This window comes from Enterobacter cloacae complex sp. 2022EL-00788 (assembly GCF_026627565.1).
Taxonomy (GTDB): domain Bacteria; phylum Pseudomonadota; class Gammaproteobacteria; order Enterobacterales; family Enterobacteriaceae; genus Enterobacter; species Enterobacter pasteurii.
In genome coordinates, this window is the sequence record NZ_JAPNMC010000001.1 from 423,801 (window position 1) to 438,966 (window position 15,166).

At 57.5% G+C, this 15,166-nt stretch carries 14 protein-coding genes; 9 read left to right on the plus strand and 5 right to left on the minus strand.

All coding sequences use genetic code 11. From position 1 onward, the window contains the following. Window positions 1-49 precede the first annotated feature (49 nt). Window positions 50-1,696, minus strand: coding sequence for a class I fumarate hydratase FumA (fumA, locus tag OWK27_RS01975; protein ID WP_176610497.1), 1,647 nt, complete (start codon window positions 1,694-1,696; stop codon window positions 50-52). Window positions 1,697-1,895: 199 nt separating this feature from the next. On the opposite strand from fumA, the gene manA reads away from it, so the two are divergent. Beyond that, entirely contained in the window at window positions 1,896-3,071 is a 1,176-nt protein-coding gene (manA, locus tag OWK27_RS01980; RefSeq protein WP_148418856.1) for a mannose-6-phosphate isomerase, read from the plus strand. 99 nt (window positions 3,072-3,170) lie between these two features. After that, a complete protein-coding gene (locus OWK27_RS01985) occupies window positions 3,171-4,697 on the plus strand; it encodes a YdgA family protein (protein ID WP_176610499.1) in 1,527 nt (508 codons plus the stop codon). Between the two features lie 39 nt (window positions 4,698-4,736). On the opposite strand, the gene OWK27_RS01990 is transcribed toward OWK27_RS01985, so the two are convergent. Together OWK27_RS01990 and OWK27_RS01995 are read right to left on the minus strand one after the other, a co-directional pair. Next, complete coding sequence (locus tag OWK27_RS01990; protein ID WP_267589705.1) at window positions 4,737-5,591, minus strand: alpha/beta fold hydrolase; 855 nt, start codon at window positions 5,589-5,591, stop codon at window positions 4,737-4,739. Between the two features lie 12 nt (window positions 5,592-5,603). After that, window positions 5,604-6,584, minus strand: a complete 981-nt coding sequence (locus OWK27_RS01995; RefSeq protein ID WP_267589706.1) for an MBL fold metallo-hydrolase — start codon at window positions 6,582-6,584, stop codon at window positions 5,604-5,606. 108 nt (window positions 6,585-6,692) lie between these two features. Between OWK27_RS01995 and OWK27_RS02000 the strand changes: the two genes are divergently transcribed. Next, window positions 6,693-7,580 (plus strand): LysR family transcriptional regulator, encoded by an 888-nt coding sequence (locus OWK27_RS02000; RefSeq protein ID WP_267589707.1) that lies wholly within the window; start codon window positions 6,693-6,695, stop codon window positions 7,578-7,580. A gap of 10 nt (window positions 7,581-7,590) precedes the next feature. On the opposite strand, the gene OWK27_RS02005 is transcribed toward OWK27_RS02000, so the two are convergent. Continuing rightward, window positions 7,591-8,619: a Mal regulon transcriptional regulator MalI gene (locus tag OWK27_RS02005; RefSeq protein WP_267589708.1), complete on the minus strand. Its 1,029-nt coding sequence runs from the start codon at window positions 8,617-8,619 to the stop codon at window positions 7,591-7,593. 179 nt (window positions 8,620-8,798) lie between these two features. Here OWK27_RS02005 and malX point away from each other — a divergent pair, with 179 nt between their 5' ends. From malX to add, 3 genes are all read left to right on the plus strand, one after another. Then, window positions 8,799-10,391 carry a maltose/glucose-specific PTS transporter subunit IIBC gene (gene malX / locus OWK27_RS02010; RefSeq protein ID WP_148418867.1) on the plus strand — a complete coding sequence of 531 codons (1,593 nt, stop codon included), beginning with the start codon at window positions 8,799-8,801 and terminating at the stop codon, window positions 10,389-10,391. A 48-nt stretch (window positions 10,392-10,439) separates the two neighbouring features. Beyond that, window positions 10,440-11,612 (plus strand): MalY/PatB family protein, encoded by a 1,173-nt coding sequence (locus OWK27_RS02015; RefSeq protein ID WP_267589709.1) that lies wholly within the window; start codon window positions 10,440-10,442, stop codon window positions 11,610-11,612. Window positions 11,613-11,708: 96 nt separating this feature from the next. Then, the gene (gene add, locus OWK27_RS02020) at window positions 11,709-12,710 is read left to right on the plus strand and encodes an adenosine deaminase (RefSeq protein ID WP_267589710.1); all 1,002 of its coding nucleotides are present in this window, start codon (window positions 11,709-11,711) and stop codon (window positions 12,708-12,710) included. 39 nt (window positions 12,711-12,749) lie between these two features. Here the strand turns inward: add and OWK27_RS02025 are convergent, their stop codons facing one another. Beyond that, entirely contained in the window at window positions 12,750-13,790 is a 1,041-nt protein-coding gene (locus OWK27_RS02025; RefSeq protein WP_193356192.1) for an oxidoreductase, read from the minus strand. Between the two features lie 239 nt (window positions 13,791-14,029). Here OWK27_RS02025 and blr point away from each other — a divergent pair, with 239 nt between their 5' ends. The 3 genes from blr to OWK27_RS02040 all read left to right on the plus strand — a co-directional run bounded on the left by blr (window position 14,030) and on the right by OWK27_RS02040 (window position 15,128). Next, entirely contained in the window at window positions 14,030-14,155 is a 126-nt protein-coding gene (gene blr / locus OWK27_RS02030; RefSeq protein ID WP_176611222.1) for a division septum protein Blr, read from the plus strand. 231 nt (window positions 14,156-14,386) lie between these two features. After that, window positions 14,387-14,602 carry a transcription modulator YdgT gene (ydgT, locus tag OWK27_RS02035; RefSeq protein WP_000217941.1) on the plus strand — a complete coding sequence of 72 codons (216 nt, stop codon included), beginning with the start codon at window positions 14,387-14,389 and terminating at the stop codon, window positions 14,600-14,602. 85 nt (window positions 14,603-14,687) lie between these two features. Continuing rightward, the gene (locus tag OWK27_RS02040) at window positions 14,688-15,128 is read left to right on the plus strand and encodes a DUF2569 domain-containing protein (RefSeq protein WP_148418877.1); all 441 of its coding nucleotides are present in this window, start codon (window positions 14,688-14,690) and stop codon (window positions 15,126-15,128) included. The last annotated feature ends 38 nt before the right edge of the window (window positions 15,129-15,166 follow it).

Genomic DNA, 15,166 nt, shown 5'->3' on the forward strand with positions numbered 1-15,166 from the left:
AGTATGTCGGGTGGCGCTGACGCTTAACCGCCACCCGGCTTTTTTCAGGTTACTTCACACACGCCGAACACTGGGATGACTGGATCTGTTTGAAGAAGTCGTTTCCTTTGTCATCCACCAGGATAAACGCCGGGAAATCTTCCACTTCAATTTTCCAGATAGCCTCCATGCCCAGTTCCGGGTATTCCACGCATTCCAGGCTCTTGATGCTGCCCTGCGCCAGCACCGCTGCCGGGCCGCCGATGCTGCCGAGGTAGAAACCACCGTGCTTGTGGCACGCGTCCGTTACCTGCTGGCTGCGGTTGCCCTTCGCCAGCATGATCATGCTGCCGCCGTTGGCCTGCAGCTGGTCAACGTACGAGTCCATACGGCCCGCCGTGGTTGGCCCCAACGACCCGGAGGCATACCCTTCTGGCGTTTTCGCCGGGCCCGCGTAGTAGATTGGGTGATCTTTAATGTACTGCGGCAGCCCTTCACCGTTGTCCAGGCGCTCTTTCAGCTTCGCATGGGCGATGTCGCGGCCCACGATGATGGTCCCGTTCAGGGAAAGGCGCGTTGAAACAGGGTACTGCGACAGCTGCGCCAGGATCTCCTTCATCGGGCGGTTCAGGTCAACGCGTACCGCTTCACCCTCACCCGCTTTGCGCAGCGCTTCCGGAATATACTTGCCCGGGTTGTTTTCCAGCTTTTCGATCCAGATGCCGTCGCGGTTGATCTTGGCCTTGATGTTACGATCCGCAGAGCACGAGACGCCCATCCCGACCGGACAGGACGCGCCGTGGCGCGGCAGGCGGATCACGCGAATGTCGTGCGCGAAGTATTTGCCGCCAAACTGCGCGCCAAGCCCCAGATTCTGCGCTTCGGTCAGCAGTTCCTGCTCAAGCTGCACGTCGCGGAACGCCTGGCCGTGTTCATTACCTTCGGTTGGCAGGCCGTCGTAGTATTTGGTTGAGGCCAGCTTGACGGTTTTCAGGGTGCTTTCCGCGGACGTGCCGCCAATCACAAACGCGATATGGTACGGCGGGCAGGCGGCCGTGCCGAGAGTGCGCATCTTCTCAACCAGATAGTTCTTCAGCTTGCCCGGGGTGAGCAGCGCTTTGGTTTCCTGGTAAAGATAGGTTTTGTTGGCCGAACCGCCGCCTTTGGCGATGCAGAGGAATTTATACTCATCGCCGTCGACGCTGTAGAGGTCAATCTGCGCCGGCAGGTTGGTACCGGTGTTGACCTCTTTGTACATGTCCAGCGCCGCGTTTTGCGAATAGCGCAGGTTGTCCTCGGTGTAGGTGTTGTAGACGCCGTGCGCCAGCGCCGCTTCGTCACCGCCGCCGGTCCAGACGCGCTGGCCCTTCTTGCCGGTGATAATCGCCGTGCCGGTATCCTGGCAGGTTGGCAAAATGCCCTTCGCCGCGATATCCGAGTTACGCAGGAACTGCAGCGCGACGTATTTATCGTTCTCGCTGGCCTGCGGATCGCTCAGGATATCGGCAACCTGCTGCTGATGCGCCGGACGAAGCATAAAGGACGCATCGTGGAAGGCCTGCTGCGCCATCAGCGTCAGGGCCTGCGGGTCAACTTTGAGGATCTCCTGCCCTTCAAACTCAGAGACAGAAACGTAATCGCGGGTTAACAGATAATACTCGGTCCGATCCTCGCTGAGGGGGAAAGGATCCTGATAATGGAAGGGTTTATTCGACATTGTTCTCTCACTTACTGCTTCGGTCTGTTTATTCAGGGCAGATGTTCCGCTGCCCGGCTTAAAAGCGAGTCAGCTTATCCTACACAATTTTTTAACAAAAACTGAGACTAGTACGACTTTTTACATCCGCAGGTTACTTCCATTCGGTTTATTGCTTTAATACGCGCAGTTAATTCCACATATGAATCAGGGCTTGATAATGCAAAAACTCATCAACTCGGTGCAAAACTATGCCTGGGGAAGTAAAACTGCGTTAACGGATCTCTACGGTATCGCGAACCCAAACAACCTGCCGATGGCAGAACTGTGGATGGGCGCGCACCCGAAGAGCAGCTCAAAAATTGAAGATGCCAGCGGCCAGGCCCGCAGCCTGCGCGAGGTGATCGATGCCGACAAAACCGCGCTGCTCGGCAGTAAGGTGGCGAACCGCTTTGGCGAGCTGCCGTTCCTGTTTAAGGTGCTGTGCGCCGACCAGCCGCTCTCCATTCAGGTTCACCCGAACAAGAAAGCATCCGAAATCGGCTTTGCCAAAGAAAATGCCGCCGGTATTCCGCTGGACGCCGCAGAGCGTAACTACAAAGATCCCAACCACAAGCCGGAACTGGTGTTTGCCCTTACCCCTTTCCTGGCGATGAACGCGTTTCGTGAGTTTTCCGAGATCGTCTCCCTGCTGCAGCCGGTCGCCGGAGCCAGCAAGGCTATCGCCCACTTCCTGGAAAACCCGAACGCAGACGCGCTGAGCGAACTATTTGCCAGCCTGCTCAGCATGCAGGGAGAGGAAAAATCCCACGCGCTGGCGGTGCTGAAAGCGGCACTCAGAGGCCAGCAGGGAGAACCGTGGGACACCATTCGCGTGATTTCCGAGTTTTACCCGGACGACAGCGGCCTGTTTTCTCCGCTGCTGCTGAACGTGGTGAAGCTCAACCCGGGCGAAGCGATGTTCCTGTTCGCCGAAACGCCGCACGCCTACCTGAACGGCGTGGCGCTGGAGGTGATGGCCAACTCCGATAACGTGCTGCGCGCGGGCCTGACGCCAAAATACATCGACATCCCTGAGCTGGTTGCCAACGTGAAGTTCGAGGCTAAACCTGCCGGTGAGCTGCTTACTCAGCCGGTAAAAAATGGCGCAGAGCTGGATTTCCCTATCCCGGTAGACGATTTTGCCTTCGCCCTGCATGACCTCAGCGCAGCCGAAGCTACCGTTGCGCAGGAGAGCGCGGCGATCCTGTTCTGCGTGGATGGCGAAGCAACGCTGCGCAAAGACGACCAGCGCCTGGTGCTCAGGCCGGGCGAATCCGCCTTTGTTCCGGCAAACGAGTCGCCTGTCCTGGTGAGCGGCACCGGCCGCCTGGCCCGCGTTTTTAATAAGCTTTAGGGACTTACTGAATTTTTTAACAACTCTTGCTAAGCTAGTAACAGGCGTTGTAACACCAGGCGGTTTTCACCGCCTGGTTTCATTTTAGGGATAATCGCAATGAAAAAATCGGTCGTAGCGGTAGGAGTGATTGTTGCTTTAGGCGCGATCTGGACAGGTGCTTCCTGGTATACCGGGAAACAGCTGGAAAGCCGTCTGGCAGAGATGATGGCGCAGGCAAACAGCGAGATTAAGCGCAGCGCGCCTGAAGCAGGCCTGGAGCTGAGCTACCAGAACTACCAGCGTGGCGTGTTTACCAGCCATATGCAGGTGGTGGTGAAGCCGGTGGCGGGGAATCAGAATGCCTGGCTGAAGCCGGGCCAGAGCGTCGTGCTGGATGAAGTGGTCAGCCACGGTCCGTTCCCGCTGGCGCAGTTGAAAAAGTTTAACCTGATCCCATCCATGGCGTCGGCCCGAACCGTGCTGGTGAATAACGACGTGACGAAGCCGCTTTTCGACATGGCGAAAAATGAATCTCCGTTTGAGATTAATACCCGCATCAGCTATGCCGGCGACACGCGCTCTGATATCGACCTGAAAGCGCTGAATTACGAACAAGGCACCGACAAGGTCGCCTTCAGCGGCGGTAATTTCCAGCTTGATGCCGATCGTGACGGCAAAAACGTCTCGCTGACCGGCGAGGCGGAAAGCGGTCTGGTTAACTCAGTCAATGAGTACAACCAGAAGGTCCAGCTCACCTTTAACAACCTTAAAGCGAGCGGCAACAGCCGTATGACCGATTTTGCCGAGCGTATTGGTGACCAGAAGCTGAGCCTCGACAAAATCGCCATTGCGATTGAAGGCAAAGAGATGGCCGTGCTGGAAGGCATGGAGCTGGACGGCAAGTCCGACGTCTCCAAAGACGGTAAAAGCATCAACACCCAGCTGGATTACGGCCTGAAAAGCCTGAAGGTGCAGAACCAGGATCTGGGTACCGGCAAACTGTCGCTCAAAATCGGCAATATTGACGGCAAGGCGTGGCACGAGTTTAGCCAGAAATACAGCAAAGAGAGCCAGGCCCTGCTGACCGATGCCGCGCTGCAGCAGAACCCGCAGGCTTACCAGCAGCAGGCCATGGCGGTGCTGTTTAATAACCTGCCTGTTCTGCTGAAAGGCGAACCGGTTATTACCGTAGCGCCGCTGAGCTGGAAAAACGCGAAGGGCGAAACCAACCTTAACCTGTCCCTGTTCCTGAAGGATCCGGCGGCCGCCACCGGTGAGCCGCAGACACTGGCACAGGAAGTTGACCGCAGCGTGAAGTCGCTCGACAGCAAGCTCACCATCCCGATGGATATGGCGACCGAGTTCATGACGCAGATCGCGAAGCTTGAGGGTTACGGTGAGGATGATGCAGGCAAGCTGGCGAACCAGCAGGTGAAAGGCCTGGCGGCGATGGGCCAGATGTTCCGCATCACGAAGGTGGAAGACAACACTATCTCCACCAGCCTGCAATACGCCAACGGTCAGGTAACGCTTAACGGCGACAAAATGCCGCTGGAGGACTTTGTCGGCATGTTTGGTATGCCGACCCTGGGCATGCCGGAACCGGCTGCCCCGGCAGTGCCGCCGGCGGTACCGCAGCAGTAATCGACCCAAGCCCCTCAATGAGGGGCTTTTTTTGGCCGCTTATCCCTTCCAGCCCTCCAGGAAATCCATCAGCAGCGCGTTCACTTTCTCCGGCTGTTCCTCCTGCGGCAGATGCCCACACTCTTCTATGGCATGCGCTCTGAGGTCATCCGCCATTTCTGCCCAAACGCTTCGCATATCGAACAGTTTACCCACTGCGTGAAAATCATTACCCCATAAGGACATAACCGGGCAGGCAATCTTCACATCGGCATCGTCCAGATCCTGCGCCACGTCTTCGGCGTTGGCGCGGTAGTCCGCCATTGCTCCCCTTACCGCTCCCGGTGCCTGATACGCGCGAACGTAGGTATCAAAGGCCTCACCGCTAATCGTCGACGGATCGTACGTCCAGTCTGAGAAAAAATGACGAAGCCAGATATGCTCGCGCCCTGCAATTAAGGCTTCCGGCAGATCGGGCACCAGATGGAACAGGAAGAACCAGTACGCCCGGGCAACCGAGGCATTAAGATCGCGTGCGACGATACGAGTTGGCACGTTGTCCATCACCACCAGACGATCGACCTGTTCAGGGTAATCTTTAGCGAACCGGGTGGCGACGCGGGCCCCCCGGTCGTGCCCCACCAGCACCACTTTTTCCAGACCCAGCGCGCGCATAAGCTCCCGGATATCCCGGGCCATATTGCGTTTGTCGTAGCCCGAAGCGGGTTTGTCCGTCTCCCCGTAACCGCGCAGATCGGGTGCAATTACGCGATAGTGCCTGGACAGCACCGGCATCTGGTAGCGCCAGGCGTAATGCGTTTCGGGAAAACCGTGCAGGAGGATCACCGGCGCGCCTTCGCCTTCCTCAACCACAAACTGGCGGATGCCGTTAGCTGTTACGGTGTAACTTTTCATGTAATTAACCTCTTATTTCAGCAGCGGCACGAGCGCGGCGCGTTGATAGGGACCATAGATGGCGGGGCTCCAGCTGAAGCCCTGACCGCTGGCGGTAATATGACCTACGCCAGGAAAAGGCAGATGCGCAGCAGCGACCCATTCGCCGCTTTTTGCCAGGGCGTTAAATTCCTGCGTGCGGGACGCGACGGCTTTCTTCGCGTCAACATCAAAGCGAATCGAGACGTCGGGGTGGGGAAACTGGATCGCCGGGGCGTGGATGAGATCGCCAATAACGTCGATCGCCTGCCCTTCAGACGTAAAACGATAAACGGTGCTGCCCGGCGTATGGCCCGGCGCATAGGCGGTTTGCACCTCCGGGATCGGCGACGCGGGCGGAACGAAGGTTTTAAGGCGCCCCGAGGCGCTATAAGACGACAACGCTTTTTGCGCGATGGCGAAATATTCTTTTGCATTCGCAGGCGCACTCGCCTCTTTAGCGGGATCGAGCCAGTAGTCAGCTTCACCCTGTGGGACGTAAACCGTAGCGTTAGGGAAAAGCGCCTTCCCTGCGGCATCGCTCAGACCGCAGACGTGATCGAGATGGAGGTGGGTGAGGAAAATGGCGTCTACCTGCCCGGGGCGATAGCCGGAAGCCTCCATATTCGGGATCAGCTGGCCTGCGGTCTGCGGCACGCAATGGCCCGCCCCGCTGTCAATCATGATCAAATGCTTACCGGTGTTGATCAGAAACGCGTTAAACGACGTCGGCATACGTTCGGAATCGATGCGGCGCTGCGCCAGCAGCGTGCGAATATTATTCTCGGATACTCCCTTCAGCAGTGATGGCGAAAGATCGTTGTAGCCATCGAACAGCGCCGTGACCTCATAGTGCCCCACTGCCAGACGGTAATAGCCCGGAACCTGCTGCCGAATCTGTGCAGGCGCATCCGCCCACGCTGAACCAACAAAAATCAAACCGCTGAGCGCCAGCGCCGTTGTTATCTTTTTCATTTTCACTCCGAATGTAGCGTTTATCAGGACGTGAAATGACTATGGCGCTATAACGATTAATAGTGTAGATGTATGATTTGATACGCCAGTATAACGAGAATCGATATAATGAAGCTGGAAGACGTTGAAGTATTTGTTGAAGCTGTCAGGGCAGGCAGCCTGGCCGGTGCCGCCCGTCGGCTGTCAATGAGCTCCATGGCGGCTTCCCGCGCGCTGAATGCCCTTGAAGCGGAGCTGGGGGTACGTCTGGTTCACCGCACCACGCGATCCCTCTCGCCCACCGGGGATGGCGAGGTGTTTTTGCCCCACGCGCATGCCCTTCTGGAGGATAAAACCAACGCGCTGGCAGATCTGTTTCCCGATGGGTCTCACCTTGCCGGACGACTTCGCATCACCGCCTCTGCGGCGTTTGGACGCAAAATCATCGCCCCGATGCTCCCCGGCTTTATGCGCCAGCACCCCGCCCTACAGGTCGATTTGCTGGCTACTGACGAACAAATCGATATTGTCAGCCATGGGCTGGACGTGGCCTTACGTATCGCGCCGCTGAGGGATAACCGCCTGGTGGCCCATAGGCTTTGCGAAAACCCCCGCGACCTGTGCGCCAGCGCGGAGTACCTGGCGGCGAACGGCTATCCTGAAACGCTTGGCGATCTTGCTGAACACAGCTGCCTGACCGCTTCAGACACAATGCACTGGTCATTCGAGCAGGGCGATATCCGCCACCGGCAAAAAGTGTCGGGACGTTTTTCGGCTAACTCTATAGAGGCCATCTTTGAAGCGTGCCTGGGGGGAATGGGGATCGCGAATTTGTCCCGCTGGTACGTTGAACCCGCGTTTGCCACGGGCCAGCTCGAGCGGATCGTTCTTAAGGATACACGGCCGGAAGCGCTGGCCGTGTGGGCCGTTTACCCGACATCCCGGCTGATCCCCGCTAAGGTAAGAAAGTTTGTGGAAGCCCTGGAGGCGCGGCTGGCGCAGGATCCACTGACGTAAGCGGCAGGAATTACTTCACCGTCACTAACCGCGCCGCAACAATCTGGTGCCCGGCCTGCACGTCCGACTTTTCAGTCCGCTGCATGATCCTGTCCGCCAGGGTGTAACCCATCTCCCGGGCCGGGGTCGTCGCCCAGACGATGGGAAGATCGTCCAGCGCATTTTCCCCGACGTCGGCAAACGCCCCCAGCGCCACCTGATGGCCGAAGAACGTTTCAACTCCGCCCTCGCCGCTCTGGCGGCCAGCACGAATTAAGCCAAACCATGCCCCCATTGCAATCACGTCGTTATAGCAAATGACGGCGCTGATGGTCGGGCTGCTGCGCAGCAACGTAGCGATCGCTTCCGCCGCCTTCTTCTGGCTTGACTCGCACTCCACCACCCATTCGCTGTGGAACGGAAGCCCGTATTTGATAAGCGTTGAGCAGTATCCGCCTACGCGTTCGGCGCGCGTCAGGGACGAACTTTTGCCGCCGAGCCAGGCGATGCGCTGATGTCCGCGATGAATAAGATGCTCGGTCAGCATTTGCGCGGCCTGCATATTATCCGGGCGAAGCGTATCGGCTTCGTCGAGATAGCTGGCTCGCGAGGCAAACACCAGCGGCACGCCTTTCTGCGCGGCGCGCTCGCACAGCTCGCTGCCCACCCCGGAGGCCCCGGCGACGATCACGCCGTCTACCCCCTGCGTCAGCAGCATGTCCAGCCGGGACAGTAGCTGCTCCGCTTCCCGGCCACCGTGAAGGAGAAAAACCATTCGCCCCTGCGCTTCGAGCGCTTCGGTAAGCCCGGCGGTCAGCTCGGCGTAAAACGGCGACGTCAGGTCGCGAACGATCAGCCCTATCACCCCGCTCTGCCCGCCGCGCAGCGCCGACGCCTGGCGATTACGCACAAAACCCAGTTGCTCAACGGCCTCGTTGACGCGCTGGCCGGTGGCGGGAGAGATGCGCCCCTTCCCGCTCAGCACCAGCGAAACGGTGCTGACGGAAACCCCCGCCGCCAGCGCGACATCGTTAATGGTGATCTTTTTCGCTACAGCCATGTGGTGGCGTGACTCCCTGATAGTGAGATCGCTAAAACGTTTTATCAATATGTTCTCTTTATACTACCAGTGAAAGCCCGGGAATGTGATTCAGCGCGCACTAAAGTTTGATAAAACGTTTTATCTTCTCGCTCCATTGAGGCAGGTAAATAACGTTCCACTATTTAAGGAGTCGTTTTATGACGGCGAAAGCAGCACAAAAAATATCGCTGTGGGAGTTTTTCCAGCAACTGGGTAAAACCTTTATGCTGCCCGTGGCGCTTCTCTCTTTTTGCGGGATCATGCTGGGGATCGGCAGTTCGTTAAGCAGCCACGACGTGATTACCCTGATCCCGTTCCTCGGTAATCCGGTGCTTCAGGCGATCTTCATCTGGATGAGCAAGGTTGGCTCCTTCGCCTTCAGCTTCCTGCCGGTGATGTTCTGTATTGCTATTCCTCTGGGGCTGGCGCGCGAGAACAAAGGCGTGGCGGCGTTCGCGGGCTTCGTTGGCTATGCGGTGATGAACCTCGCGGTCAACTTCTGGCTCACCGCTAAGGGGATCCTGCCGACGACCGACGCGGCGGTGCTGAAAGCCAATAACATTCAGAGCGTGATTGGCATTCAGTCCATCGATACCGGGATCCTCGGGGCGGTGATCGCCGGCGTGATTATCTGGATGCTGCACGAGCGCTTTCACAACATCCGCCTGCCCGACGCGCTGGCCTTCTTCGGCGGCACCCGCTTTGTGCCCATCATTACGCTGGTTGTAATGGGCCTGTTTGGTCTGATCATCCCGCTGATTTGGCCGGTGTTTGCCATGGGGATCGCCGGGATTGGCCGGGTCATTAACGGTGCGGGTGATTTCGGCCCGATGATTTTCGGTACGGGCGAGCGTCTGCTGCTGCCGTTTGGCTTACAGCATATTCTGGTGGCCCTGATTCGCTTTACCGAAGCCGGCGGCACCATGGACGTCTGCGGCCATTCGGTAAGCGGTGCGCTGACCATCTTCCAGGCGCAGCTGAGCTGCCCGACCACCCACGGCTTCTCTGAAAGCGCGACCCGCTTCCTGTCGCAGGGTAAAATGCCCGCATTCCTCGGCGGCCTGCCGGGAGCCGCGCTGGCAATGTACCACTGCGCCCGTCCGGAGAATCGTCATAAAATTAAAGGCCTGCTGATCTCCGGCGTAATCGCCTGCGTGGTGGGCGGCACGACAGAGCCTATCGAGTTCCTGTTCCTGTTCGTAGCGCCGGTGCTGTACCTCATCCACGCCGTTCTGACGGGCCTGGGCTTTACCGTAATGGCCGTACTGGGTGTGACCATCGGCAACACCGACGGCAACGTGATCGACTTCGTGGTATTCGGTATCCTGCACGGCCTGTCCACCAAGTGGTATCTGGTGCCGGTTGTGGCCGCGATTTGGTTCGCGGTGTACTACGGGATCTTCCGCTTCGCCATCACCCGCTTTAACCTGAAAACGCCTGGCCGCGATACCGATACCGCCACCAGCGTTGAGCAGGCGGTGGCCGGTACCGTCGGCAAATCCGGCTATAACACGCCGGCGATTCTGGCGGCGCTGGGCGGTGCGGATAACATCACCTCGCTGGATAACTGCATCACCCGCCTGCGCCTGTCGGTGGCGGATATGTCTAAAGTCGATGCTAACGCGCTGAAGGCTAACCGGGCAATCGGCGTGGTACAGTTAAATCAACACAATTTGCAGGTGGTCATTGGCCCGCAGGTTCAGTCAGTGAAGGATGAACTGGCAACCCTGATGCGAACCGTCGAAGCCTGATGCCTCGCCCCCTCGCTGTGAGGGGGTTTTATTTTACGGAGCACCGTGATGTTTGATTTTTCTACCGTCGTGGACCGACACGGCACCTGGTGTACCCAGTGGGATTATGTCGCCGACCGCTTCGGCGCTGCCGATCTGCTGCCCTTCACCATCTCTGATATGGATTTTGCCACCGCGCCCTGCATCCTCGATGCGCTGCACCAGCGCGTGAACCACGGCGTGTTAGGGTACAGCCGCTGGAAGAATGATGAATTCCTGGCCGCCGTGGCGCACTGGTTCCGCCAGCGCTTTAACAGCGAGATTGACCCGGAAACCGTTGTGTACGGGCCGTCTGTCATCTATATGGTTTCGGAACTTATCCGCGTCTGGTCCTCGCCGGGGGACGGCGTAGTGGTTCATACCCCGGCTTACGATGCGTTTTATAAGGCCATCGAAGGCAACCAGCGTACCGTGGTTTCGGTGCCAATGCAGAAGACGCCGGGCGGCTGGGACGGGAACATGGCCGCGCTCGAAGCCGCGCTGGCAAAACCTGAAAACACCATCCTGCTGCTGTGCAGCCCGCAAAACCCGACCGGCAAAGTCTGGACGCGGGATGAGCTGACCGGGATCGCGGCGCTGTGCGAACGCTATAACGTGGCGGTAATAAGCGATGAAATTCATATGGACATGGTCTGGGGATCGCATCGCCATACGCCCTGGAACGCGGTTGCGCGCGGTAAATGGGCGCTGCTGACCTCCGGTTCAAAGAGCTTTAATATACCGGCGCTGACGGGAGCCTACGGACTGATTGCCGATAACGACAGCCGTAACGCCTACCTGAGTGCGCTAAAAGGCCGGGACGGACTCTCTTCCCCTTCCGTGCTGGCCCTCACCGCCCACATCGCCGCTTACCAGCAGGGCGAACCCTGGCTGGACGCGCTGCGGGCCTATCTTGAAGAAAACCTGCGCTACGTTGCCCACGAGCTAAACCGCGCTTTCCCGCAGCTCAACTGGCTGCCGCCCGAGGCAACCTATCTGGCCTGGATCGATCTTCGCCCGCTAGGTATCGATGATAAAGCACTGCAAAAGGTGCTGATCGAACAGCAAAAAGTGGCCATTATGCCGGGTTATACCTACGGGGATGAGGGCAAAGGCTTCGTTCGACTGAACGCCGGCTGTCCGCGCAGCAAGCTCGAACAGGGCGTTCAGCGGCTGATCGCCGGCATCAACACCCTGCTGTAAATTATTTGCGCAACGGAATATTCCCTTGCGCAAATAGCTTTTTACCTCGATTTGTTTTTATAATATGGCGCACTTTAACCAGCAAAGAGTGCGACCATGATTGATACCCGCCTGCCTTTAACAGATATTCACCGCCACCTTGACGGCAACATTCGTGCCCAAACCATTCTCGATCTTGGCCGCCAGTTCAATCTCACACTTCCTGCCGAAACGCTTGATACCCTGCTCCCGCACGTTCAGGTCACCTCGAACGAACCGGATCTGGTGAGTTTCCTGAGCAAACTCGACTGGGGCGTGAAGATGCTGGCCTCTCTCGACGCCTGCCGCCGCGTTGCCTTTGAAAACATCGAAGATGCGTCACGTAACGGCCTGCACTATGTCGAGCTGCGTTTTTCGCCGGGCTATATGGCGATGACCCACGGCCTGCCCGTGGCGGGCGTCGTTGAAGCGGTAATTGACGGCGTGCGTGAAGGCTGTAAAACCTTTGACGTTCAGGCGCGGCTGATCGGCATTATGAGCCGTACCTTCGGTGAATCGGCCTGCCTCCAGGAGCTGGAAGCGTTGCTGGCGCATCGCGACCAGATTACCGCCGTCGATCTTGCCGGAGACGAGCTGGGCTTCCCGGGCAGCCTGTTCCTGTCCCATTTCAACCGGGCGCGCGATGCAGGCTGGCACATCACCGTTCACGCGGGTGAAGCCGCCGGGCCGGAAAGCATCTGGCAGGCCATTCGTGAGCTGGGTGCGGAACGTATCGGCCACGGCGTCAAAGCGGTTGAAGATCGCGCCCTGATGGATTTTCTCGCCGAGCAGCGCATCGGGATCGAATCCTGCCTGACCTCCAACATTCAGACCAGCACAGTGGCATCGCTGGCGCACCATCCCCTGAAAACCTTCCTCGAGCACGGGGTGCTGGCTTCACTGAACACCGACGATCCGGCGGTCCAGGGCGTGGATATCATTCACGAATACACTATCGCCGCGCCGCAGGCCGGGCTGAGCCGGGAGCAGATCCGCCAGGCTCAGATCAACGGTCTGGAAATCGCCTTCCTTACGCCTGAAGAGAAGCAGGCGCTTAAGGATAAAGTGGCTCGCGGTTAACGCCAGTGCCGGGCGGCACGGGGCCTGCCCGGCACGGCCTTATGCCAGACAGAGCGTTGCGCGATGTCTGGCAGATTCAATTCCCAGCTCGATCAGCTCCATAATCTGTATTGCCTGACTCGCCGGAACCGGATTTTCCCCGGAACCGTTCAGCGCGTCGCGGATAGCGGCATAATAGGCCGGGTAGTTTCCCGGTAGCGTCAGCACCGTCTCCTCCACCAGCACCTCTCCCTCCGCACGCGTCACCACGCCGTCACGCATGTCGTAACCCCAGTCCTCCTGCGGCAGGCGTTCGCCATTTTTTAGACGCTCCTCCTGCGGATCCAGGCCGAACTTCACGTAGCTGCCGCGCGCGCCGTGAACGATATAGCGGGCCGATTCCGCAGCCGCGAGCATCGTTCCGTGCAGCACAATACGGCGCTGCGGATAACTTAACATGGCGTGGAAATAGTCGGTGGTTTGCGCCCCCGGCCTGAGCTGAGCCAAATCGACCGTCATGCTCACGGGAAGCCCAAACAGATGAACGGCCTGATCGAGAAGGTGCGGCGCCAGATCATACCAGATGCCGCTGCCCGGTCCGGCCTGCTCGCGCCAGCGGTCCCGCACCTGCGGGCGAAAACGATCGAAGTGCGACTCAAAATAAGCAATTTCTCCAAGCGTGCCTTCATTCAGCAGCGCCTTAACCGTCAGAAAATCGCTGTCCCAGCGCCGGTTATGAAATACTGACAGTAGCCGCCCCAGGCTGCGCGCCAGCGCGTCCAGCTCGCGCGCCTGTGACAGCGTCACGGTGAAAGGCTTATCGACGACAACGTGTTTACCCGCTTCCAGCGCCGCCTTCGCCAGCGGGAAGTGGGTGTCGTTAGGGGTGGGGATGACGATAAGGTCAATATTCGGATCGTTAAAGAGATGCTTAGGCTCCGTCACCACCGGCACGGCCGGCCAGTCGGCGTGGACTTTGGTTTCATCGCTGCTTGAGATAGCCGCCAGCTCCATTCCCGGAGTACCGGCAACCAGCGGTGCATGAAAGGTCTTGCTCGCGTATCCGTAGCCAATAAGACCGACGCGGATGTTTTCACTCATGATATGCCCCCTCGCCGTGCGCTTATTTACCACCGCATTTGCGCTTGCCGCACGGATTAATAATGTGCCCTTAGACTTAAAATAGCATCCTGCGGCAAAGGTATTTGTTACGGCCCGTAAAAGTGTGCCTTTTATCCCGGGGAATCGTTCCCAAAGCGCTTGCCCTGAGGAAAATGGCGCTGTAACATTTGCAATCTGTATTTATGGATAAATTACAAACACAAATTATGGCATCAATAATTAATCGAATCATTGAATTAGCGGGATGGATTGTCCTTGGAGTGTCGGTCGTGTTGCTTGGCGTTGCCAGCCATATCGATAACTACCAGCCGCCGGAGCCTGTGACCGTTGCACAACATAAGTAATCCGGTATCGTCATAAAGCGTGACAATTTACGTTATGGCACGTATTGCCTGACGTTATGAACGGGGTTACCCTTCACTTCCAGGCATCGACGGGTGCCTGATTCTTCGCAAAGAAAACTCCTAATTTCGTCACGCTACCCGAGTGGACAGTTTACGTCTTTATTAATCCGTTTATTATTCGAACGCGTTACCTTTACGGGTATTACCCCTTTTATATGGAAACTCATTAATATGACAGTTCAGGACTATTTATTAAAATTTCGCAAAATCAATTCCCTTGAGAGCCTGGAAAAACTGTTTGACCATCTGAACTATACCCTGTCGGATAATCAGGACATCATCAATATGTACCGTGCCGCAGATCACCGTCGCGCCGAACTGGTCTCTGGCGGTCGTCTGTTCAACGTAGGTGAAGTCCCTAAATCCGTATGGCGTTATGTAGTATAAGAAAGTAGCCATCCGCGTGAAATGTTATATACTCTGCGCCCTGCAAATTTCTGTATAACATTTCGCGCAGACTATGGGAGAGCCTATGACCGCATTGCCTGGAGAAAGAATTGGTGGCTGGTTAATCGCCCCGCTGGCATGGCTGCTGGTTGCATTATTAAGCGCGTCTCTGGCGCTGCTGCTTTATACCACTGCACTGATTACGCCTCATGCTATCCAGACGCTGATGTCTCAGAGCGCGCTCAATATTGCGACCTGGTTTGTGTCGTTCGTTTTCGCGATCGCGATGTGGTACTACACGCTGTGGCTGACCATCGCATTCTTCAGGCGCCGCAAAAGCGTGCCGAAGCACTACATTATCTGGCTGCTAGTCTCCGTGCTGCTGGCCGTAAAAGCCTTCGCCTTTTCGCCCGTGTCTGATGCGCTGGCGGTGCGCCAGCTGCTGTTTCCGCTGCTGGCAACGGCGCTTCTGGTGCCCTATTTCAAGCGCTCAACGCGCGTGAAGAAGACCTTCGTTAACCCGTAATAACCTTACAGTTAACCTGTTGTGGCCTGTTGTCGTTT